Consider the following 23,423-nt stretch of genomic DNA (forward strand, 5'->3'; position numbering starts at 1 on the left):
CCCGTTATGATCCACGTACCCGTACTCCCCCGTTTCCGGCCGCTTCACCAGCATCGCCCCGTTTTCGCTGCCGAAAGCCGCTTCGAAACGAGGTTCGATTCGGTATGCGCCGTTGGTATCGATATATCCCCACAGCCCGTTCGCGTCCTGCACGACCGCCAAGCCTTCGGAAAATCCTTTGGTATGCGGAAACGTCGCCTGCACGCGTACCCGGCCGGAAGCTTCGATGAATCCCCACAGCCCATTCGATTCGAACTTCGCCAGCCCTTCCGTAAACGGCCCGACCTCGTCGTACTGCGGCGGGATGATCTCGTTTCCGTCTTTGTCGATGAATCCCCATCGGTCCCCGCGCATCACGGCCGCTTTGCCTTCGACGAAATCGCGGGCCGCATCATACGCGAACCCGGTCAGCGGATTGCCTTGTTTATCAATAAAGCCCCACTTCTGCCGCAGCATGACGACCGCATAACCTTCCTGAAAATTGCCCGCGTACCCGTACACTGTATCCAGCGCCGTTTTTCCGCTCGGATCCATAAACACCATGCCGCCGGACTCGTCCGGCATCACGGAAGCGAGTCCTTCGGAAAAGGCGTTGGCTCGGTAGAATTGTTTGTTTAACACGTTCTCGCCGTTTTTGTTGATATAGATCCAGCTTTCGCCCGCATAGGCAGCCTGCTCGTCACTTTGTTTCATCACGACGGCCATGCCGTTTTGAAAATCGCCGCCTTCCGCCTGAATGACCCTTTTCCCCGTGGCGTCGATGTATCCCGTATCCCGGCCGATCCGCACGAAGGCCAGCCCTTCCGAAAAATGCCGGGCTTCGTTGTACAACGGCGGCAGTACCAGCTCGTTCGCCGGATTCGCGTACCCGTATTTGCTGTCGACCAGCACCGGACGCCAGTCTTTGGAACGCAGCGTATCGGCGGCAGCCACGGGAGCGGGCGCATGGCGGAACCCGTCGTCTTCTTTCCCGTCTTTGCAGCCAAGCATCAACAGCAGCACAATCGCAAAAGCGGTCAAGACCGCTCGAAACCCAACTTTTTTCACCCGATCCCCTCCCGCGGCAAGTACGGAGAAGCAAATGTTCCCGACTCTCTTATGTATCGCTTAACCGTTCCGCGGGTGGGGCCAAACAGAATTCGAAGACTTGATCTCGTCGCATAACCGAAGAACTTCCGGCCAATTCGGCGAGCTGCGGAATGCCTGCATGTTCCATTCCCCGTTTTCTTGAAGCGAGACGACTTTGCCGCGAAGCTCGGAGCTTTTGCGCATCGTTTCCCGATCAATGAATCCGGATGCGTGCAGACGCTCCAAATTGGAAGGATGCAGAAAAAACAGGCCGCATTGGTTGAGGGTATGGATGTAACATTCCGTAAGATCTTCGTCACTCAGCGTCATCGAATTTCTCTCCCCCTATCAAGTTCGAATTTTAAAGTCGTCTGCGTTTCCCGTGTTGTTCACGACTCCGGCCAAGCTTTCCGCACGCTATTCGTTTAATGGATAAAGGATGCCTTCCGCCTCGATGCTGCTTCATACCTTCACCAGACGAGTCATCTCTTCGGATTCCGCTTCTTCATGCCCGGCTTGTCGCAGCGCTTCAATCACATTTTCCAATACCTTTTTCCATTCGGCCGTAAAAGCTTCGATGTCCAGCGTAACCGGACCGCTCCGGCGCAGCAGTTCATCCAGGCCGTTTCCGATCTCTCCCCATTTCGATTCGATCGTCAACCGATTATCGCTCCACTCAAACCGCCACTCGTGAGCAAACGTATTCGACACCCAATGATTGGTCAGCTTGCCCGAATGCCGACTTTGCAGTTCTTCGATGATAAGCAAAAGATCTTCGATCATGCAAGAGAGGTCGTACTTGTAACTCAGCAGGATCGGAATATGGTTCCATACCAGTACCGCATGCTCGCCGTGTAGGGGAAACACCGATTCCACCGCATCCCATGGCGTCTCGTCCTCCTCCGATCGAACAGGAAGGCTCTCAGGCGCTCCGGCTTGTATAAAAAATGACATATTATTCAGCTCCCGACTTCTTACCATTTTCCTGATCATCCAATTTGACCGTTACTCATCGATCGGCTTGATCAAGATTGCATAAATCTGATTTTGCAGCAAAACCCGACTTCGAAATTAGCAGCAGAAACCACCTTATACTCGATTGAATTTTCGAAGACATGCTGTGTGTAAAAAGTCATTCCTTTGTATTCCAAATACTTTAAAAAGTCATGAAAAACGATATTAACGTCGATGATGCTGTACTTTCTTACATTGATATGAATCACGTACATCGACTCGTGCGCAGACACGAAAAAATTCTCGATTTGATCGAGATCTGCAAGAAAATCGTTGATCTCGATATCCAAACCGGGGTCCAAGCCATAACGTATGTTTTTCAAAACCAGTTCAAACAACTCGTTTTTCATCGCTTATGTCCTTCTTTTGTTGGAGTAGGGTTCGGGTTGTCGATCGCTTCTTGTTTATCTTCAATTCATTCGTATACAACATCCAAAATTGTCCCTTTTCCGACTACCCGAGAACCTGCCTGGATAGAAAAAGAATGGCCTACCTTGACCAAATGACCGATCGCTTCGAATGCTTCTTCCTCGATCGTAAACATATGGATCAAGACGTCGTATGTTCTGCCTCTGTAAAGAATGTCGACTTCGTCTCGTGCAAGAATCTCGCCCGAAAATAACAGATCGTTCCCGAAATTGATCGCCGGCCTCAAAACATGTTTGGCTGCCAAATCTTTTGTTAAAGCATTCGTATTTTGCGAAGGGGTGTCTAAATAGATCGTCGCCTCCAACAGCAGCATGCTACACCTCTTTCGATCTTCGGCGTGGAACAAAACGTATCCCGTATTTCTAAAAATCTTATTTCCCCACGATCCCGTTCCAGACCTGAACGACGATATGCGGCGCATTTTCCTGCGGATAAAGCCAGATCGTAACGACCAAAGTCAGCGCAACCGTAACAAGGAACGTCGCGGAAGCATGTTTATTCGTAAATGCTCTGCTGATCAAAAACGCGAATCCGATCAGTCCGAGATTGATGATGTACGTCAAAGGAGTCGTGAGAATTCTGCCTAATCCGGTGTTCGGGAAGATCATGAATAGTAGAAAAAGCAGAATCGTACTCGGCAGTACGGCTGCGATAAATTTCGTGAAAACAGGTGCTTTGTTCTCCGCATCGGCTTCTTTCGGCATCGTTTCTTCCCCCTTTTCATGATTCGTCCGAACGATATTTTTGCAGCAATTTTTGCGCTTCTTCAAGCAACGATGCTTTTAATTTCCTGTTTTTCTCGCCGGCTTCGGGACGTTCAAAAATCTCCAGCGCGGCGGGATCGACCTTCTCGTCTTGCAGCATAAATTGTAAAGTTCGATAAGCTTCGCGTGCGTAAAGTTTTTCGACTTCCGTCCGGTTTAGCTTTTGTCCGTTCTTCGATTTCAGTCTTGCTTGGAGAGAAAGAGATTCTTTTGAAAAAACTTTTTCGCTTAATAAGCCATGATTATTGAAAAACTCGCGAATCGTGCCCAACTGAGTGATCGAAACTTTATCTTCTTTTATTGCCGTGATGATAACGCTCTCAATAGCGAGCAGCCTTTTTTCTTTATACTTGTTCAAGATCTCGGATAGCAGGTGTCCATCGAGGCTTTCTTTTTCGTCCAACTTGTTTTTAAAATAAGCCCATATCAAATGCTCTTGAACCTCTTCCGAAAAGTTCAACTCGTTCATCACCGGATAAATCCGATTGATCATGTTTTGCGAGAAGGCTTCTGGAATCCTGCTCTGCTCTTCGTCTGAGATTGATTCAAGGAAATTTTTGATTTGAAGTAAAAATTCCTGCTCGTCTTTTTCGTCTTCGATTTTTTGGATCATCTTTTCTGTCCGCTGTTTGCCTGACGGATGACGAGATTTACGACCGCGACCAGCAGCACGGACACCATAACCCCGCAAAGAAGGATGTACCACAGATGTCCCATACCGGTTCCGCCGAGAAACACGCTGCCCAAGAATCCTCCGACCATACCGGCCAGCAGGCTTCCTACCAAGCTTCCCGGAATGTGTTTGACCATCATTCTCCAACCGATCCACCCGATCACGATGCCGAGCAGCACTCCTATGATCATGCCGCATTCACTCCTTTCAGCTGTACGTCATTCGTGTCCCTTAACGTCCTTTGATCCAATCCCATGTTTGATACACGATATGAGGGGAACCTTCCTGCGGATAAATCCAAACGGTCATTACCAGCGTAATTAAGACCACGGCTGTCCATATCCAGACCGATCGCTTTTTGCCCCACCGACGAACAGCCAAAAACCCCAAACCGATTATTCCGATATTCACGCAGATCGTAAACGGAATAGTAACGATTCTGCCTAACCCCGTGTAAGGAAAAATCTCGATCAGGACAAACGTCAGAACGATGCTCGGAATCAAAGCGACGATAATCGCTGTTAAAGTTCTCAAGTTGGCCGACATTTTGCACCCCTTTCTTAATTAATGATATATACCCAAAATATCCCTTAGGACCAATTCAATTAAAACTTCATGTCAAAAAGAACCGTCTCTCCGACAAACCGGAATGACCGTTCTTCTTTATCCGTTGAATGCTTTTTTGTAACAGGAAGGCTTTTCGGCACTTCGGCTTGTATGAAAAACGGCATATCATTCAGTTCCCGACTTCTTGCACGATTTGGCCTTTCCGGTTGAGCAGCTGCACGGTATGCGACTTGATCCACCTCAGCGAACCCAAATGTCGGGCATAAGCGAACTCGTCGGGCTGTTCCGACAAGATTTTCGTCTGCTTTTTCACTATGCCGTTTTTGTCTTTGATGACGAGAAACAGATCCATATATTGAACGGAATGTTGGCATAACACTTCCGCCGACTCTCCCGTTTCAGGATGCTTCGCCTTTTTCCACACCCATTCGTTCCGATACTCCGCTGCCCGGATTTCATCTGCGACTTTTTCGAATACGGACAACTCCCACTCCTGCACTCGGGCCGCTTTTTCAATCCCTTGCATCAACAGGTCGAGCGTTATTTTCTTTTTATCCGTATCGCCGCTTTTCAAAAACCCCTCTAAATCGAAGGACATCGGAATGCTCAATACGCCTCCTATGCCGGACATCCGCTCATTGCCGACAACCGGTACGCATTCCACGATAATCTTCCAAATCCCTTCGGTTTGCATGCCCGGAAAAAGCCGTTCGAAAAACGCGGTCATACATCGGGTCTGCAAACCGTATTCGCGCCTTTTCCATTTCCAGTTTTCCTGATAGTCCAGCCTGACTGCTTCTTCCCGCGTGAGTCTGTATTTGAGCATCAAGTGTTCGACAGCTTCGCTTTGCGGTTGATAAGGAAAGTCGATCGCGAATTCTTTGAGAATCAGAAAGCTCACTCCTTGTGATTGACTATGATTCATCAAGCCGCTTGATCAAGATTGCATAAATCTGATTTTGCAGCAAAACCCGACTTCGAAATTAGCAGCAGAAACCACCTTATACTCGATTGAATTTTCGAAGACATGCTGTGTGTAAAAAGTCATTCCTTTGTATTCCAAATACTTTAAAAAGTCATGAAAAACGATATTAACGTCGATGATGCTGTACTTTCTTACATTGATATGAATCACGTACATCGACTCGTGCGCAGACACGAAAAAATTCTCGATTTGATCGAGATCTGCAAGAAAATCGTTGATCTCGATATCCAAACCGGGGTCCAAGCCATAACGTATGTTTTTCAAAACCAGTTCAAACAACTCGTTTTTCATCGCTTATGTCCTTCTTTTGTTGGAGTAGGGTTCGGGTTGTCGATCGCTTCTTGTTTATCTTCAATTCATTCGTATACAACATCCAAAATTGTCCCTTTTCCGACTACCCGAGAACCTGCCTGGATAGAAAAAGAATGGCCTACCTTGACCAAATGACCGATCGTTTCGAATGCTTCTTCCTCGATCGTAAACATATGGATCAAGACGTCGTATGTTCTGCCTCTGTAAAGAATGTCGACTTCGTCTCGTGCAAGAATCTCGCCCGAAAATAACAGATCGTTCCCGAAATTGATCGCCGGCCTCAGAACATGTTTGGCTGCCAAATCTTTTGTTAAAGCATTCGCATTTTGCGAAGGGGTGTCTAAATAGATCGTCGCTTCCAACAGCAGCATGCTACACCTCTTTCGATCGCCGAAGCGGCACGAAACGGATCCCGTACTTCGAAAACAAATCGTTTAACTGCCGGGCCGATTCTTGTTCTTCGCTCGGAAAAATGTTGCGCCAATCGATCATGTCCTCATGCTGCCCGTTCATCGTATACAGCGTAAATGGCGTCGGGAGTCCCGGCTCGCAGCACAGAAGGTCATCCAAACTAAGCAAATCCCATCCGTAATAACCGGCAGGTCCGATCACAGCCTCGCCCAGGGCCAGAAAGAAAGTATTTTCGTCTTGTACGCCTTGCAGATCCAATTCGAACAACTTCGCAGAATGGCCGATTCCTGTTGTATGTCGGTTGGCTAGATATCGCACCGCGTCCAACCATCCTTTTTGCAAGTCCGCGGACAGCGACATCCATGCGTTTTTACGGATCGGCAGCGAATCTTCCCACAACGACCAGACTTGCCTTACGGAATCCGAGACGACATACGCGAAAGCCATCTTAAGCTCCAGATTCCGCACGCCTTGCTCAAACTCTTGCTGCTTCCAACCGATTTTGCCGACAGGCGCAACGTACAATTCGCTTAAGACTTGGCCTGCCCGGTTTCGCACTTCGATCGTCAACGCTTCCAATTGAACTCGCGTTCGGTTGCGGTATTTGGCAAACGACGGATTGAGCACAAAATCGATCAACGTGATCGTAGAGACTTGCATGCCTTCATCTTCCGGCTCGTATTCGCGTACCTCTGCCCATCCGGAAATTTCACTGCATGTTCCCAATGTTTCGCCCGATTCCGTAATGAACGTAAACTTTTCAAACGATTCCTTCAACACATCCATCGCCTTTCGGAAACAAAAAGTGCTTTTCGAAAAATCAGTCATACTCCCAACGAAAATATTTCGATAAGTTCGAGGCTATTTCCGCCCATGTTTCTCCGGAACAAGTTTGAAGCCTTTTTTGGATCGAAGACCTGACGCGGGAGACATCGTAATTTCTCGTAATGAGCATACCGCGTCCGAATTCGGTTTCGTTCAACTCCAACGTCTTCTCCAGCCTCGTCGGACTGATGACATCGATCACGAACGTCTCGCTCCCCTGCATAGACTCGGCTCCGATATCCAGTTCGATCTGGATCAAAAAGTCGTCCGCCTCCTCGCCGCAACTTTCCTGCGCAACCGTGAACGACTGCAATTCGGGTTTTAACATCGGAACCTCCTTGCTGCGTTTTTCCTTAATCTTTCAAGCTGTTACTTTCAACTGTTCCCTTCACTATCCAAAAAGCGAAGCAATTCCCGTGCCGGTCCGTATGTCGGGTTTTTGAATATCACGCTTTGCAAAACTTCCTTTGCTTGCTCACGCTGATTTTCTCTCAATAGCATTTTCGAAAATTTCGTAGCTACCTTGCTGTTACCGGAACTTAAAGCAAATGCTTGGGCGATGCATTTTTTAGCCTCGTACTCGTCGCCTACTGCGGAATAGGATTCATACAATAATTCAAACGTTTTAAAATGTTTTTGAAGCTCGGCAGATTTTAACAAGCAGCGTAAAGCTTCTTCGAAATTTCCCGATTCGTAACTTTCCAAGCCCAAACCGTAATAATATCGTCCGTCTCGGATCATGATGAAAAATCAAGCCTCCCAAGTTTTATGATTCAGAGTTTGTCGAACGAACAATCGAATCTACCACGAAAACCAATGCGCATGACGCGAAAAATGCAAATACAAGACTGAACCATCCACGCATTCCCCAGTACTCAAAAAAATGATTCCCGACCAGAGCACCGATTACGCCTGCAAACAAACTTGCGATCAACCCTCCGGTAGTATTTTTCGCCAAAAAAAACCGTCCGATCAAACCAACCGTTATTCCGATCATCAAAATCCAAAATAAACGCGGGCCTCTTTGTTGTAATTCTTGAGTCAGGGACAGAAACTCTTGACGGTTCCCGACTGCATTTGAAATCTGATAAATAATGTGCTCTTGATTTTCTTGAGGATACAACCAAACGGCAATACCCAGAGTAACGACCCCGACGATGATCCAGACCGCAATCGAAAAGCGATGTTTAAGAAGATGCACGATCAAAAATCCAAGTCCGATCACCCCGATGTTCAGCATATACGTCAAAGGAGTAGTCACAATTCTTCCCAGTCCTGTATAGGGGAAAATCTGAAATAAAATCAGCAATAAAAGAGTGCTCGGCGCCAACGCAGCCATGAACTTCAATAAATTATTCATATACGCGATACAGTCTCCTTTTCCGATTAGGGGCAAGAGTTTGTTTCGTTCGATTCCTTTAAAGCCATATCGCTTATTACGAGTTCTCTTTTTAAAGGAGTTAGTGTTCCACTTCATTTTATGACTCGCTTACTCTTCTACTTTCTTGACTTGGTCGGTCTCCAGGTTGATCTCAAAGTGTTCAATGGGAAAAGGAAGCTCGTCCGTAGTCGATAAATGATAAATATTTACAGTGTCCGTTGGTTCTAAATATGCCCAGTTCACATCGTCTAAAACTAATGCGCCTATACGATCTACGGGCAAATCAATTTCAATTCTTTTTTCTTCTCCGCTCTCTATATTTTTGATAAAGAGTCGACTATAGCTGTTTCTCTGAAAAATATTAATAATTTCGATGCCATATTGGTAGTTATCGTCGGATGTCGTTTTCATAGTATCTGCAGCAACCGCTTCTTCCAGCCATCCTTCTGCGGAAATTCTGTTTACCGTATGCCAAGCCATACTGATCATAACGATTGAAAGAACGATTATTACAATTTGCATGACAGAACCAGGTAATGCTTTTTTACTCAAACAAAAATACAAAGAGACGCTCGATAGCACAGTCAAAGGAATACCGATCAAAAACAACATCACGGTTCCCACTAAATCGATCGTACTTTGGAAATTCGCTGTAAAACCTAAAAGCATCCATGCCGCAAAGAAAAACCCGATCACTCCTATAATCCCGAAAGTAATTTTTATATACTTATTCATCCCTGCCTCACTTTCGATCTTTGCTCAGACAACGGCTTAAATTCCACGTGGTTCCCCTGCCGATCAATATACGAATATTCTCCGATCTGTTCTCGGCTTACCTTCATCAGACCATGCTCGGTAGGAAAAGCTTCTAAATATTCAGGCTCGATCACGATTTCGCCTTTCTTGTCGATGTATCCCCACTTTTTGATATCATCCACGAATACCGCTGCCAGTCCTTCCGAGAAATCTTGGGCGTCGTCGAACTTCGGCGGAATGACCCACTCTCCCGAAGAGTTGATGAACCCAAAATTTCCTTTATATTCAACAACGGCCAAGCCTTCCGAAAAAAGACTTGCAGAATCGTAAAGCGGGGCCACGATTTCTTTACCCTGCGCGTCGATATACCCCCACTTGTTTCCGGTCTTCACGGCTGCGCTCTTTTCGTTAAAAGCAAAAACTTCGTCATAAATGAGCGGCACGATCACTTTTCCCGTCCGATCGATGTATCCCCATTTGTCCTGTTGCGATACGGCGGCCAATCCTTCACTGAAGATATGGACTTGATCATAACCTTCGATAACCGCTGCACCCGTCTGATCCATAAACCCTTGATCTTCGATATAACTGAACCACACAGGCGCCAAGCCTTCCAAAAAGGCAAACACTCTGAAGTAGTCCGTTTTCACTTTGGTTTTGCCCGAAGTATCGATCACGCTACAATACTCGATCCCGTCCATAACGCCCGGATCTTTCCTTTTCATCGTCACGGCTAAGCCGTCTTCAAAATCATTGGCGTAATCGTAACGGGGGTTAATCGCCCATTGCCCGGAACGATCGATATATCCCCATTTTTCGTCTTTATGTACGGCTGCCAGCCCTTCGTTGAATTCTCTGGCACTTTCGAACTGAGCTTCGATTACGATTTGGCGGGCGTCGTTTACGTACCCCATCAGGTTTTCGTTACCGATGACGACAGGATAAATGTTGCCTTCGACGGAAGCGGCAGGCTTGAGCTTCGGAGGTTGGGGCTCTGCCAAGCAGCCTTGCAATAAAGCGCCTGACAGAATCAGAGCAACCCACATGAAATTTTGAGGCTTAACGAAACGTTTCACAGTCATTCCCCTCCTTCGGGGCGTGATACATCCTTTTCTTTGTTATTCAAAAAGCAGAACATACAAACCGCCCAACGCAACAAGGGTACCCAAACTCCCAAAAATTTTACCGAATACTTTTTGTGACGCAGGATTCAACTGTTTTCCGTAAACATTGGATTTCGGAGGCGAGAAGAACGCTTTTAGCGAAAGAAATAAAATGACCAGAGCCGCTACGACTAATAAGATGTTTTCCATGAAAACTCACCTCCTAGTAGCTTAACCAACCTTACATTCAACTTGACCAAGCCCGTAGCTTGGATATATCATTCTTTTTACTGAATATTAATAATTAACAGTATCTCCTATTTACCCAATAGCTATGTTCTATTCGTGCTTCGGATCGATGATTTATAAATAAATCTGTAGCGGACCCATATATCGCTAACTCCCGTAGGGTACAGCTTAAAACAAAAAAAGATCAATCGAACGAGAGTTTCTCTCGCGTTCGACTGATCTTCTAATGTATTCAACTATTGAGCTGCCGGTTCCTCGCGAATCTCATAACTCTGATCGTCCAGCGTTACCTGTTCGATCGAAGAATCAAGAGACGGAACGATGCGGTAAACCGCTTTGTACACGTACTCGGCGGGATCAGCCGACTGATAGTCAGTCTCGGCTTGATCCGTCTCCGCTGTCGGAGCGTTAGTGTCCGTGCCTGCGTCTTCCGTCCCTTCGGTCGTCGTCGAATCCGAAGAAGCCGGGTCGTCGACCGCACTGCCGCTTTCGGTTCCGTTATCCGTTCCGGTCGCTGCCGGGTCGGTCGCTTCGTTCTGCGCGCTCGGATCGGTCACGCCGCTTCCGGCGGTCCCCGTGTCCGAAGCGCCGCTTGGATCGGCTTCGGTATCCGAGCCGGCGGCGCCCGATGCGTCGCTAGTTCCGGCTGCGCTATCTTCCGGAGCGGACGCGCCGTTGCCGTCGGCATCGCTGCCGGTTGGCGTATCGCCGCTTCCGTTATCCGAGGACGGGTCCGCAGAATCGTCGGTACCGGCTGCGCCTTCAATCGGTTCGGGATCGGCGCCCAGCTCCCAAGTCGGACTGTCGTAACTATTCCGCGTGCCGTCGGCCAATTCAAGCGTCAGCGTATGTACCGTATTGATAAAAGCATCCCGCTCTTCCGCCGTGCGAAAACCGAATTCCACGGTCTTGCGATCCGAAGGAGCAAATACCAGGAACTCCGGTCCTTCGCTCTCGCCCGGCACGGTCTCCCCGGTCGTTCCCGGCGTTTCCGCATCGGTCTCGCCGGACGGATCGCTTGTCGGATCGGTCGTCTGGGCGGTCTGTTCTTGTCCGCCCAGCACGCCGGTTCCGTACAGAATGCCGACGGTCGCGCCGCCGACGATCAGGAGAGCAAGCACGCCCATCAACAGCAGCGCCAAGCCGCGGTTTTTGCGCATCCAGCGCACCAGCGGCGAAGCCTGCTGGGACTGTACTTTGCGATATACCGCCGCAAGCGGCGCAGGCGCGCCGTCGAAATAATCGCGGCGGTTGTTTTTGTCCCGGAACGCTTCCCGGTCATGCGCCGTGAAGTAATGCAAAATCGCTGCTGAATAGGCCGGATCAAGCTTTCCTCCCTGCACGTAAGGCTCCTGCGAAGCCGACCAGGCGAAGAAACGGTAGACGGATTCGCGTCCGCTGGCGTTCGAGGAGTTCATCCGAACCGCATCCACGAGGCGACGGTAATCGACGTCCTCGCCGCCCCCGCTCAAGCTGCGGGAGAAAGCAGGCATCAGGCGGCTGTAGCGTCCGGCGGCAATCTCGGCAGGGAGCAGACGGCGCCCGAGCTTCTGGACCTCGTCCATCTCCCGAACTGCCAACCCTTCTAGCAAGCCGGCATCCGGGCGTTCCAGCGTGAACCACAAGTAGGCTGCACGCAGCGCGGCGTAACGTTCGGTTCCGCGCGGGCCGCGCACTTTCTTTTTGCGATCGGCTTCGCTCTCTCCTTCGAACAAGAACCCAAGTCCCGTAACCTGCTGCAACGTGACTTTTTCCCATTCCCACTCGTCCAGCAGGTATTGAATGGCTTCGTCGGCCAGCGCAACGCACAGCGGGTGTTTCATCAACTCTTCGCCCGTGCCGTCCATCAGGCCCGCCGTCGGATTACCGTCGCCGCGCAGCGTCTCGACCACGCCGCGAACAGCGGATACCGGTTCGCTTGAACGACGCAGCTTGCTGCCGAGCACTCGGAGCGAGGCGTCGCAGAAATGCTCGTTATTGAGCAGCCCCGGATGATCGTCGGACCATTTTTGCACGATCCGAATCACGTCCGCCGCATCCCCCGCCGACTCCATTTTCCGGTCCAAATAAGGCTCGAACAGCATCTTGGACAGTTGGCGATTGCCGATCAGCGTCGAGAAGAACGTATCCGCAAGCTCCGGATCGCTCTCGATCACCGCATAGTACGCTAGCTCTCCGTCTTTGCGTTTCTGACGGCTCACCATCGGCATCAAAGTCAGCAAATAACGCAATACGAGCGCGCCCGCGCCTTTGCCGCCGACCCGGAAATACGCCACGATGTCGCGCAGCAGCTCGGGTTCGGGAATCCGTCCGGCCATCAAGTCTTGAAGCTCGCTATCAAAGCGTCCGCCGAGCAGGTCGAGCATCCGCGCCTTCAGACGCGAATCGCCCGGACGTCCCGTCCATCCGAGCAGCAGTCCCAGAATGCCCCGGCGATTTTCCTCGTATACGCTCTCGTCGCCTTCCTCGATCCGGAACAGACGCGACAATTCCAGATAACGCTCGGGGTTCAGCTCGTCCGGCGTGCTGCCCAGCGCCTCGTCCGCAAACGAGTAGAATCGCTCCAAACGCTGCGGGTCGCGCAACCCGTCCAGCAGAAAGTCAGCCAGTTCCTGAAGGCTTCCGCCTTCCGCCGCGTTGACGATCCGCCCCCGCGAGAAGTCGAACAGAAAGTCTTTTTCGATGTTCCGGTCGCCCGGACGCATCGAACCTTGTTCCACAAAAGTCAGGTGAACGCCTTTGCGGCTTTGCGGTTCGCGCGAGTACGTCACGAATCCGAGGCGACGGCGGAATTGCGGCGGCAGCGCCATGTACAGCACCTCAAGCAGCCGCAGCGCACGATTCGTCATCTCCGCGACAGGCGCATCCAGCGTGACATATACTTTGCGCCGTCCGTTGATGGATTCCATTAAAGCAAGCAGCATCCGTTTAAACGAAGCGCCGTCCAAACCCAGTTCTTCGAGCTTGTCCGGGCCGGTCTTAGGCTGCGGCAAATCGCTGCGCATCGGCAGTTCGTCCAACTCGGGCAGTACGGCACTGCGCGGCAGTTCCTCGACCGGTTCGGCTTCTTCCGACACGTAATCGGCATACAAGAAATTCATGTATTCCGACGTCAGCGCATCCGCTTTTTCTGCCGGAATCACATAGTTATGGGTAAAAAAGGTGCTGCGCAATCCTGCAAAGTCCACCGACTTGTACAGACTGCGTCCCAGTACGACATCGCCGTTTTCAAGCTGCACCAGATGCACGGCATCCGGATACGCAGACTCTTCCTTCACGCCCGATGCGGTCAGTTCGGCCGGCGCATCGTAGGTGCAGAGCGGATGCAGCGTCTTTTTCACGAACGAATCGTCCAGTCCTTGCGAGCGCGAGATCGTATCGTAACCTTCCGTGTCCCGGAAAATGCCGCTCCGCGCTCTCGTATACATTTGCTGTCCGATTTTTTTGGAGGAGAAAGGACTCACGTGTTATTCTCTCCCCTCGATATATTTGAGTTTATGCAGCAGCCAGATAAACGGTTCGTCGACCCGGATCGGACTGACGACGCCCTGGATTTTCTGGTCGACCGGATTACTGCCGAGCGCCGACACCGCGAAATAGCCGGTCTCGTTGAAGTAAACGTCCATCGTGCCTTTAAACGGACGGTCGACTTTTTCGATAAAGCGCCGAACTTCCCCGTCGATATTGGAGAACTCGGTCAGGTCGAAATAATCGTGGTGCTCCATATTGTTGAAAACGTTGCTGTTCGGGCGAATATAATCTCCGTCCTCGTCGGCCAAAGCGCGCAGCATATCGCTTTTGGTCAGCACGACGGCCGTCGGGATATCCGTTTTGCCTTTTTCCTGATGCGAAATGAAGTCGCTGAACATGGTCAACACCACGTCGCGCGGTTCGTCGTAACGGTTGGTCCATTCGCCCGGCTTGTCGCCCAGCATAATGCGGATCCGCTCGCGGATCGAACGGATTTGCAGCGGGTCAACCATGAACAGGATGCCCGCGGAGTTGCGGATATGCCGGCCGTGCAGATTCAGATACTCTTCGTCCACCATACCCTCGCCCGCCACGTCGAAAAATACGAGCGTGAGTGGCGGCTTCTTCTCGTCTTTGAACACGAATTGGAAAATGAACGGTTCCTGCATCCGTTCCTTCTGCGTGGAAGCCAGCAGGTCGCCGCGCTCGAACAACGGTTCTTCGTAGTTCATGCGGAATTTGCGGCTGATCTCCGCGTTCAGCGGCATGCACGCCGCGTCGAACCGGTCCGCCGTCGTCTGCTGAAGCGTGTGGATCAGCGACGTCATGTAGACGGACTTGCCGACCTGCGACGCGCCCACGATCGAGATGATGTTGCTCGGCACCTTGCCCGCCGTCACCGGCAGCTCGTTATGGCAGTGCGGACACAGGCGTCTGCGCGTCGTCTCGCCGTAGCGGTCCGTCAGCGCGGTCAGCACGTTATCCGTGTATGTACGATGTTCGGGCAAAATATCCTGCGGATTCAGGATCGCTTCCATATCGTAAACCGTATCCAGTCCGAAACGCTCCCGATACCGGTTCAGCGGCGCGTCTTCGCGAAGCGCGAAATCCTCGTCGTCCTCGCGGTGATGCGAAGCGCGGAACACGACCTCCTCCGGCGAAAACTTGCTGAAGCAATACGGGCAGACGATATCGTAAAACAACGGCCTAGGCTCTTCTTGAGACTTTCTTTTGAATAGGTTGAAAAAGCTCATTCCCTTTTTCCTCCTTCTAGATCGCAAGCAAGCTCTAACCCCCATGGGCAAAAAGCTTGCTTCCGAGTGGCGCAGCCACATTCTTTTATCTGTTCGTCACTCATTATTCCGGCAGCAGCTCGTACAGCTGCCCGTACTTCTTCCCGTCCGTAAAAAACACCCGCACGTAATCGTTCTTTCCGACCTCGATCTCCGGCAAGCCGGTGCGTCCTGCCGGGAACGGCGCGGCAAACGGATACATCGTCCCGTCCTGCGGCCCGGTCGGGTGAGAGCCGCTTTTTTTCACGTAACAAAGCACATCTTCCGCCAGCGGTACTTCGCAGGAAATCTCGATCTTGACCGTCTTGAATGCGCGGAACAAAGGCTTCTTTTCCCGGATCGCATACCGGATTTTGGCCCGCCCGGCAGGCGTCTCCACGATATTCGAACCGTCCGGCTGCCGGATCAGCACTGGATCCCCGGAGCCCGGCATGGCCGCGTACACCATATAAACGTAACGCCCGATCCCGTTCAAACGGTCTCGATAACCGCCCGCCGTCTTGTACTCTTCCCGCGTATAGAGCTTCAGGCCGGACGCATCGAACCCTCCGTCCGGTCCGAATGTCACGGATTCCGCGTCCGATGTCAGATCGTGCTCGGCATCCAGCGCGCGGCGCCCGACGTACACCGAGTCGGTGCCGGCAGGCCATTGCCACTGAAGCGTGCAGACGTCGCCGCTTACCCGGCGAGTCAGCTCGCGGATGACCGGCGAATCCGGTCCCGCTTCGATAAACCGCATCGCGGATGTCCCCTTTCGTCCAATCGTTCGTCAAGCTTCATAACTTCCTTCATTATAACACAGCCGTCCCGTTCATTCCCCCGCCCGAAGCCCAGTCATATGGATAAAAAAAGGAGACGAAAACAAAAGATACGACAAAAAGGCAGCCGACGTTCCTTGCGTGCATCGGCTGCCTCCCGAACTTTTTCAAGCTGATTGTCTTCAACATCGCGGCGCGGTTTTTTCCCGGATCCTAAACATGCGATTTTGCAGGAAAGCTGGGCTTGTTCGGCCGATTGTTTACTGTTACTCCGTCTGCCCCTGACGCAGCAGCCCCGCGATCGTCGATTCGAACGAAGGGAACGCGTACACCAGGCGATCCGCCTGCTCGGCGGTCAGCTTCAGCGTGATGACCGGCGTCAGCGCGTTGATCACGTCCAACGCTTCGCGGCTGTAAGCCGAAGCGCCGACCAGCAGACCTTTGCCGTCGAATACCAGCGTCATATGCGCATCGGTGTCTCCCCGGCCGGCGAAATCCCACTGTTTGCCGAGTTCGACCGGTTTCACCTTATAACCTTCCGACTGCTTCGCTTCTTCCGGCGATACGCCGATCTGCGCGATGCGCGGCAGCGTGAACGCGATCGTGGCAATCGGCGGATAATTGATCGGAGCATCGCTCATCCCGGACAGGAGAGCGCCCAAATATTTCGCTTCGAACACGGAGGTCGGCGTTAGACGCGGCTGCTTTTTATCCAACACGTCGCCGCTCGCGTAAATATGCGGCTGGGACGTGCGCAGATACTCGTCGACGACGATGCCTTTTTCCGTATACTCGACGCCCGCCGCTTCCAGGCCGATGCCGTCCGTATTGGGAATGCGGCCGGTAGCGTTGATGACCAGATCGGTCTTCAGCGACAAACCTTTTTCCGTGAACAGCACGAACTCTTCGCCCTGCTGCTCCAAACGAACGGCTTTATCCTCGAAATGGAACACCACGCCGTCGCCTTTCATTTTTTCGATCAACGCTTCGGCATAAGGCTGATGGAATCCCGACAGGACATGATCCGAATTTTGCACGACTTCGACCTCAGAACCGGCTTTGGACGCGATCGACGCGATCTCCATCGCCACGTAGCCCGCCCCGATTAGCACGATCCGCTTCGGCAGCTTCGGCAGGTACAGGAAGTCGTCGCTTGTTTTCAGCAGCTCGCTGCCCGGGATCTCCGGCAGCATCGGGCGCTGTCCGGCCGCAATAACGAACTTTTCCGCCGTATAGCGTTCGCCGTTCACGATGACCGTCCGCGCGTCTTCGAATTTCGCTTCGCCGTGCACGATCTCGACGCCCGCGTCGCTCAGCATTTTGCCCAGGAAATCCGGCAGCGGATCGAGAATGGAGTTTTTGTGCTCCATCAATTTCGACCAATCCAGCGAGAACGAGCTTTCCAATCCTTTTCCGCCGTACAGCTGCGCGTCTTCGATCGTTTTGATCGGGCTGTCCAAAATGATCTTCGGATTGCAGCCGTAGCTGGTGCAGACTCCCGCAATCTTGTGGCGCTCGACGATCGCGACTTTTTTTCCGGCTTGGGTCAAAGGCAGGGCAGCGTTCCAGGCCGCTTGGCCGCTTCCGATAAACAGGACGTCAAAAGCATGTTCGGTAGATGGTGTCATGGGATTCTTCCTCTCGGATTGGATTTAGATAGCATGCTATTTAATCACTCGCAATATCTTTACCCGTCCCATGAAGCGGTTAACCGGAGCACGGCGGAAGTTCATGAGTCGTCCGCATCATGATGCGACGCCGGAATTGCCCGACCCTATCCGTTTAAAAACCGCTGCTGCGATCTCCCGGACGATTGCCCAGACCCGCGGAAGGATTGGTCGCAGCGACGCCTTTGCCTCTGCGTCCGCGTTCTTTACGTTGCTGTTCGCGAATCGGAACGATCAACGTAAACAACGCGATGATCGTCGCCAGCGCCAGATCCGCGAGCAACCGGACCGTCGAATCGCCGAGCGCGTCGCCCTGCAAACCGAACTCCAGAATCAAGCCGGCCGCAAGCCCCGCTACCGCACCGCCGATCCCGAAGCTTTTGGCCAGGAAACGGTTGTCGAACATGACGCCGAGCGCGATGCCGAGACCCGCTCCGATCAGGAGAATGAGCACGATATGCAAAATTTGCAGATACGTGCTGCCTGCCGGCGCTCCCGTGCGTTCGGTGAGCAGCGTGTGGTCGTCCAGGTTGCGGTAAATGTCCTGAAAAGCCAGAGAGATTTGGTCGGCGTTCGCTACGTCGGTGTAAGTGCCGCCCGTACGTTCCGCCACGTTTTGCAGCAGTTGGAATCCGTCTTCCGCTTCGATGACGAGACCTTTTCCGAGACCGATCGCATTGATCGGCACTCGTTCGCTTTGATACGAAGACAACACGTTATCCAAATTCACGTCGGTAATCCCGTCGGATAATAAAATGACCATGGCCCCGCTGTCGGAGTCGCCTTGATCGCGAATATGTTCCATGGTTCCCGTCAGCGCCTGATCGATGTTTGTCGAAAACTCCGTTGTTTGGATCGCATCGATCTTGGCGTAAATCTGCTGCTTTTCGTTGTCGCTCGTTATCCGGGTGAGCGGCTGAACCATCTGGGGTACATCGTCAAATGTAAATACGGCAACCCGCTTATCCGTATCCATGCGGCCGATCAGTTCTTTGGCCGCGGTAAAACGTTCATTCTGCGGATCGGTATCCGTCATGCTGCCCGAATTGTCGATGACCAACACGATATCGTTGATCTTCTTCACGCCGCCCAAATCCAGTTCGTACACGAATTCGAACAAGGCTCCCAACGCCAGAAAAGCAGCCAGCGTAACCGGAACGAGCATTTTCCACGAGAAGCCCGAATACCGCTCTTTCCAAGACCGTCCGTTAAGCTTCGGCGAAATCGTCTCCGCTATCAGGCAGCCTAGCCCGATGCACAAAGCCAGCACGCCGAAATAAATGCCGACCAGCAAAATGCTGGACGTCTTTCCTTCAAAATGATTCAGCAACCATTCCCCGATCCCGAAGCCGATCGCCCCGCCGACCAAAGCCAGCAGCAGAAGCAGCAGATTGATTTTTCGCTGCATCCTTACTCACTCCCTTAGTTCTGATCAAGCTTCTAACCGAAAGCAAGAAGCTTGATCAGAAGTGGCGTAGCCACAAATTTTTATACCGCATTTCATCCGTTGACGCAGACCCCTTATTCGATTCATGCCGCTTGAGCTTTACCAAAAATAACTGCATATCTCCCGTTATTTCCGCGCTAAATCGTTTTTCGCCCCAAATACCTGCATATCTCCATTTATTCAGTGAATCCACGGCTTCATACCTCTGTATCGCCTTAAATAAATGGATATTTGCAGGTAAATCGCGCCCTAGTACTCTGTATCGCTTAAACTTCAGGGTAAAGCCGTTTAAGTCGAATTCGTGCATCTTGAGTGGTAAACTGCCAATTCACCGTCGAGTGAGCCTCATTTCGGTCAGATTCCCAAGCTTTGACGCGCGAAACCATTTCGCTTCGAGTGGAGACATAATCGGATAACGCCTGCCGACTTAGAACACCAATCTCAATTTCAGCCATGTTTAACCAACTTCCATGTTTCGGCGTGTAATGAATTTCTAACTTGTTCGCGATTCGCTTGGCTTCCGCGGGTTCAAAAGCTTCATAAAGCGATCCAATACTGTGCGTATTCAGATTGTCCATCACCAGCACGATTCGCTCGGCTTCTGCATAGTGGACGTCCACAAGCTCTTGAATACACGCCGCAAAGTCGACTCGCTTGCGTTGGTCACTCACTCGAACATGACGTTTGGACTCAAGCGGGGCAAACATCATGAACAGATTTACAACCCCATTTCGCTTGTATTCATAGTCTATTCGTTTAGGCGAACGAGGTTTAACTGGAATCGAAGACCGGATTTCTAGCGTGAGCTGTCGATTCGTTTCATCGAGACAGACTAAAGGACGTTTCGGATCGTACGGACGTTGGTATACATCCAGAATATCTTCCATATGAGCCACAAACTCTCCAGAAGCTTCGGGGATGCACCACTGCTTTTTCAGCCAAGGCTTAAGTTCGTTTTTTTCATCAGGCGCTGGACACTCATCGGAGAAATCTCATCCACCATGTCGAGTTGAACCATCCGATTCGCAAGCAGCCGAACGGACCACTTGCTGTAGCCCTCTGGCGGTTCACTGCAAGCCAGAGCCACCAGCTTGGCTTCGGTTTCTCCGTCGAATTTGATCTTGCGATTGATTTGTTTTTCGCGCTCTAACGCCGATTCAAAGCCTTTTTCGACTAATCGCTTTCGTAGATTTCGAACGGTGCTTTCGCACGTGCGATACGCTTCAGCAATTTGGACATCCGACCATGAGGGACCGAATTCACCTTCATCCGCTTGCAGCAACATGTGAGCCTGTCTGATTTTGTAGCCCGCAACTTTTCCTTTTTGAATGAGTTGTTCCAACTCGGTGCGTTCCTCTTGGCTCAACTCGACAATCCATTTTTTAGGCATGGTTAGCTCCTCAAATCAGTTTTAGATGATATATCGGTGCGTAAAACCGTTACCGTTAATTTCTACAGATACAGAGTACTAGGCCTCGCCTTGCTCCTCATTAAGTGGATATGTACAGCTAATTTTTCGAACCAAACACGGTCGCACCGACAGTTCTTCGACGAAGGAATCGCTGTCGGTGTTCCATTCCCGATCTGCTTCCGACGGAGTTTGCATACGCGTTTCAGCAAAAACCGCCGAAACTCTTTCAAATCCAAAACCCGTCAGATCTCCGGCAAACAGCCCGCGTCGATTGCGTGGAACAAATAGCCCGCTTTCACATAAGCGTCGTAATACACGCGCCCGTTACGGTAGTACATCAGGTCTTCGATATGGAAGCCGCCCATCAGGTTCAGCTTCTCCACGCCGTCGCTGCGGCGCTCGTGGACGTAGCCGACGCGGTAGATCCGCGACGTCTCTTCCTCGTTCAGCGCGTAGCGCATGAATTCGCCGTTGCCGTCGCCGAAGAAATACTTTTCTTCGTGGCGGTGCTCCTGCGTGTAGTCGAACAACCGCAGCGTGATCGACGCGCGCTCTTCCAGCTTGCGGTACAGAATGCGGAACAGGTCTTCCTTCGTCATGGTCTCGCGGTTCTCGTATTCGACGGCGACGTTCGCGCGGCGCAGCAGTTCCTGCTCGTACGTCTGCACGAGCGGCTCCGCGCCCAGAATTTCGCGCGCGCATAGCTCTTGCAGCCGCTGAAGCAGGCGCCGCTCCCCGGCGTGCATCGCCGGAAGTCCGGCTTGATTGATTCCAGCCAGAATGCCGTTGCCGTAACCCGGACCTCCGAAGCCTGAAGCGCCTCCGGCGTAACTTCCGCCGCCAGCACCACCGACCGTCTCGGCATCCCTTTCGCCGCCAGCCCCGTAAGCGTCCTCCGGACGCTCCGACACCAGCGCTGCCAGATCGCCGAGCCTGCGCTCTTCAAAGTAATAATCCCGTCCGCGGCGATCTTCGGCGTCACGCATGACCGCGTCGACGACGCGGTCATAATACGGCATCAGGTTCTGCCCGATATAATCGTCCGCGCTGCGCGCGCTGTATTCCGCGGCGCGGCGCAGTCGCTCTTCCAACTGTTCGACGCGGCGAATCGTCGCTTTGTACTGAGCATGCAGCTCCACCAGCGCGTCTTCATACCGCCGATACAACTCGATCTCCATATCCAGCCGCAGAATGCGCAACTTCAAGCCGTATACCTGCTCGAAAAAATACCGTACGAAGTTACGCACATTCTGACTGTCGCGCAGCAAAGCCTTTTTGAACGGCTGGTCTTCGACGATCCCGCCGTACAATGCGTCCAGTTCTTCCCGCGCCCCTTCGCGCTCCAACATCGCTTCGCGCATCCGCTCAAGCAGCGCCGACGGCGCCGCGTTCGCGGATTCCGACGAATCGCTCCAGGCCGCGATCCGGTACAGCCCGTGCCGCGCGTCTTCCGCCGCGGCCCGCGAAGCGTACTCGCGCAGCCCGCGCCCGATATCGGCTTCGCCCAGATACCGCTGCGCTTCCGCTTCGAAATTGCCGCGGAAAAAACTTTCCGCGGCTTTCCCGAACAGCGTCTCCTCGGCTTCCGCCAACGACATCCGCCGAATCGACGAATACGAAACGGACGAACTCATGATGCCGTTCATGTCCTCCAACTTGCCTTCGTCCGGCGCCAGCCGCTCGGCCCGCCCCCGCATATGCGGACGGTCCAGTTCCAGCCGAGCCAGCTGCTCGGCGGCAGGCGTCTCCGGAATCTCTCGCATGCGGCGGTTCAACCCGCGCGCGAACTGGTACAGCACCGCGAGCGCGATCGAACGGTCCGGCCGCGTGACCCGCGCGAATCCGCCGGAAGCCAGTCCCCGACGGCCGGATTCGCTGGACAATCCGCTTTTGAACGCCGAATTGTTGTACTGTCCGGCCCCCGTTTTGAGTCCTTCCAGCGGCTGCTCGTCCGCGGTTCCGGCAGTCCCGGCGATCGAGGCGGCCGTGCCCGCGTCGCGGCGGCGGTTTTTGAGCAGATGCGCGTGGCAGATAATTTCGTACGCCCCGCGCAGACCGCCCGGCGCGGCGATGCCCCGTTCGTTTTTGTCGGACAGGATATACACCAGGTCGAACAACGGCGAAGGGGCGTGGTTCACGTCGATCTTCAACCGATTTTCCGTCACCTGCAAAGGCGCGGAAAAACCGTATTCCGGCCGCTGCATCAGATCCAGCTCCCGCAGGAACGATACGCCGACCGAACTGGAATAGCCGAACGAATCCGACTGCTCCTGATCGCTCACCAGCACGTACAGATCGGTCTGCACCGATTTGAACGATTGGCCGAATACGGCTCCCGCCAGCAGCGAAATCTCCGGCGTCAGCACGTTCATGACATCGTCCGCGTGCACGACGACCGACAGATGAAGACGGTCGAACGAAGCGAACAACCGCCCGCTTTCCGACAGCATCCGGCTGGATCTGCGCAGGTCGCGGTTCAGCTCGTACAAATGATCGGCTTGCGAGTTGACGAACGCCCGGTGCATATCGCGCCGCAGCGTATTTTCTTCCGTACTGCGCGACCCGAAAGCATCCCAGCGAAAACGCACGGCTTGCCGGTGGCGATCCAAAGCATCTTCGGGCAACCCGTTCGTCGCAACATGGAAATACGCGATCCCCGCCGCATTGTCGTACTTATGCCCGTTCAGCTCCGTCAACGATACTGCCGCCTCGGCCGCACGGTCGCCGATGAACAGGAAAGCGGCCGGATAATGCAGGCCGCTCCTTCCTTCCGCGAAGCCGGGCAGCTCTTCTTCCCTGGCCGCATACGCGGCGGCGAATTGCTCCAGCAGCTCGTTCAT

26 protein-coding genes are annotated in these 23,423 nt (G+C 52.4%); all 26 read right to left on the reverse strand.

The annotated features are described in order from the left end of the window. Positions 1–1,047 (reverse strand): WG repeat-containing protein (locus SACSAC_RS08455; protein ID WP_169833761.1); only part of this gene is annotated, 1,047 nt, incomplete at its 3' end. A gap of 60 nt (positions 1,048–1,107) precedes the next feature. Next, complete coding sequence (locus tag SACSAC_RS08460; RefSeq protein ID WP_037285288.1) at positions 1,108–1,398, reverse strand: hypothetical protein; 291 nt, start codon at positions 1,396–1,398, stop codon at positions 1,108–1,110. 132 nt (positions 1,399–1,530) lie between these two features. Continuing rightward, positions 1,531–2,022, reverse strand: coding sequence for a hypothetical protein (locus tag SACSAC_RS26965; RefSeq protein ID WP_051506978.1), 492 nt, complete (start codon positions 2,020–2,022; stop codon positions 1,531–1,533). Positions 2,023–2,093: 71 nt separating this feature from the next. Continuing rightward, on the reverse strand, positions 2,094–2,432 hold the full coding sequence (locus tag SACSAC_RS08470; protein ID WP_037285298.1) for a hypothetical protein: 339 nt from the start codon (positions 2,430–2,432) through the stop codon (positions 2,094–2,096). Positions 2,433–2,497: 65 nt separating this feature from the next. Then, entirely contained in the window at positions 2,498–2,824 is a 327-nt protein-coding gene (locus tag SACSAC_RS08475) for a hypothetical protein (RefSeq protein ID WP_037285300.1), read from the reverse strand. 58 nt (positions 2,825–2,882) lie between these two features. After that, complete coding sequence (locus SACSAC_RS08480; RefSeq protein WP_037285294.1) at positions 2,883–3,215, reverse strand: hypothetical protein; 333 nt, start codon at positions 3,213–3,215, stop codon at positions 2,883–2,885. 16 nt (positions 3,216–3,231) lie between these two features. After that, positions 3,232–3,966, reverse strand: coding sequence for a hypothetical protein (locus tag SACSAC_RS08485; RefSeq protein ID WP_156950975.1), 735 nt, complete (start codon positions 3,964–3,966; stop codon positions 3,232–3,234). Continuing rightward, positions 3,885–4,139, reverse strand: a complete 255-nt coding sequence (locus SACSAC_RS08490) for a hypothetical protein (protein ID WP_037285304.1) — start codon at positions 4,137–4,139, stop codon at positions 3,885–3,887. Before SACSAC_RS08490 ends, SACSAC_RS08485 begins: the two co-directional genes overlap by 82 nt. A 40-nt stretch (positions 4,140–4,179) precedes the next feature. Continuing rightward, complete coding sequence (locus tag SACSAC_RS08495) at positions 4,180–4,494, reverse strand: hypothetical protein (protein ID WP_037285306.1); 315 nt, start codon at positions 4,492–4,494, stop codon at positions 4,180–4,182. A gap of 190 nt (positions 4,495–4,684) precedes the next feature. Next, a complete protein-coding gene (locus tag SACSAC_RS08500; RefSeq protein WP_156950976.1) occupies positions 4,685–5,440 on the reverse strand; it encodes a hypothetical protein in 756 nt (251 codons plus the stop codon). Between the two features lie 12 nt (positions 5,441–5,452). After that, positions 5,453–5,791 (reverse strand): hypothetical protein, encoded by a 339-nt coding sequence (locus tag SACSAC_RS08505; RefSeq protein WP_037285298.1) that lies wholly within the window; start codon positions 5,789–5,791, stop codon positions 5,453–5,455. A gap of 65 nt (positions 5,792–5,856) precedes the next feature. Next, complete coding sequence (locus tag SACSAC_RS08510) at positions 5,857–6,183, reverse strand: hypothetical protein (protein ID WP_037285311.1); 327 nt, start codon at positions 6,181–6,183, stop codon at positions 5,857–5,859. Between the two features lies 1 nt (position 6,184). Next, on the reverse strand, positions 6,185–7,000 hold the full coding sequence (locus tag SACSAC_RS08515; RefSeq protein WP_037285313.1) for a barstar family protein: 816 nt from the start codon (positions 6,998–7,000) through the stop codon (positions 6,185–6,187). A gap of 43 nt (positions 7,001–7,043) precedes the next feature. After that, the gene (locus SACSAC_RS08520; protein ID WP_037285315.1) at positions 7,044–7,376 is read right to left on the reverse strand and encodes an Imm8 family immunity protein; all 333 of its coding nucleotides are present in this window, start codon (positions 7,374–7,376) and stop codon (positions 7,044–7,046) included. A 47-nt stretch (positions 7,377–7,423) separates the two neighbouring features. After that, a complete protein-coding gene (locus SACSAC_RS08525; RefSeq protein WP_037285317.1) occupies positions 7,424–7,789 on the reverse strand; it encodes a tetratricopeptide repeat protein in 366 nt (121 codons plus the stop codon). Between the two features lie 25 nt (positions 7,790–7,814). After that, positions 7,815–8,408: a GlsB/YeaQ/YmgE family stress response membrane protein gene (locus SACSAC_RS08530; protein WP_037285319.1), complete on the reverse strand. Its 594-nt coding sequence runs from the start codon at positions 8,406–8,408 to the stop codon at positions 7,815–7,817. Positions 8,409–8,537: 129 nt separating this feature from the next. Beyond that, complete coding sequence (locus SACSAC_RS08535) at positions 8,538–9,164, reverse strand: hypothetical protein (RefSeq protein ID WP_037285321.1); 627 nt, start codon at positions 9,162–9,164, stop codon at positions 8,538–8,540. Continuing rightward, on the reverse strand, positions 9,161–10,261 hold the full coding sequence (locus SACSAC_RS08540) for a WG repeat-containing protein (RefSeq protein WP_051506979.1): 1,101 nt from the start codon (positions 10,259–10,261) through the stop codon (positions 9,161–9,163). The genes SACSAC_RS08535 and SACSAC_RS08540 overlap by 4 nt, the downstream gene beginning before the upstream one ends. 42 nt (positions 10,262–10,303) lie before the next feature. Beyond that, positions 10,304–10,498, reverse strand: coding sequence for a hypothetical protein (locus SACSAC_RS08545; RefSeq protein ID WP_037285323.1), 195 nt, complete (start codon positions 10,496–10,498; stop codon positions 10,304–10,306). Positions 10,499–10,773: 275 nt separating this feature from the next. After that, positions 10,774–14,001, reverse strand: a complete 3,228-nt coding sequence (locus SACSAC_RS08550) for a GAP1-N2 domain-containing protein (RefSeq protein WP_037285325.1) — start codon at positions 13,999–14,001, stop codon at positions 10,774–10,776. Positions 14,002–14,004: 3 nt separating this feature from the next. Continuing rightward, positions 14,005–15,261, reverse strand: a complete 1,257-nt coding sequence (locus SACSAC_RS08555) for a TRAFAC clade GTPase domain-containing protein (RefSeq protein ID WP_037285327.1) — start codon at positions 15,259–15,261, stop codon at positions 14,005–14,007. A 103-nt stretch (positions 15,262–15,364) separates the two neighbouring features. Next, positions 15,365–16,039 (reverse strand): hypothetical protein, encoded by a 675-nt coding sequence (locus SACSAC_RS08560; protein ID WP_037285329.1) that lies wholly within the window; start codon positions 16,037–16,039, stop codon positions 15,365–15,367. Between the two features lie 285 nt (positions 16,040–16,324). Beyond that, positions 16,325–17,686: a dihydrolipoyl dehydrogenase family protein gene (locus SACSAC_RS08565; protein WP_037285331.1), complete on the reverse strand. Its 1,362-nt coding sequence runs from the start codon at positions 17,684–17,686 to the stop codon at positions 16,325–16,327. Positions 17,687–17,840: 154 nt separating this feature from the next. Further along, a complete protein-coding gene (locus tag SACSAC_RS08570; protein WP_037285333.1) occupies positions 17,841–19,133 on the reverse strand; it encodes a vWA domain-containing protein in 1,293 nt (430 codons plus the stop codon). A 305-nt stretch (positions 19,134–19,438) separates the two neighbouring features. Next, positions 19,439–20,562 (reverse strand): IS630 family transposase gene (locus SACSAC_RS27595; protein WP_156950977.1). Its coding sequence is split into 2 segments (ribosomal slippage): positions 19,439–20,133 and positions 20,133–20,562, totalling 1,125 coding nucleotides; the frame shifts between segments, so codons are not numbered across the junction. A gap of 263 nt (positions 20,563–20,825) precedes the next feature. Continuing rightward, positions 20,826–23,423, reverse strand: coding sequence for a hypothetical protein (locus SACSAC_RS08585; RefSeq protein ID WP_037285339.1), 2,598 nt, complete (start codon positions 23,421–23,423; stop codon positions 20,826–20,828).

The organism is Saccharibacillus sacchari DSM 19268 (genome assembly GCF_000585395.1).
Taxonomy (GTDB): Bacteria; Bacillota; Bacilli; order Paenibacillales; family Paenibacillaceae; genus Saccharibacillus; species Saccharibacillus sacchari.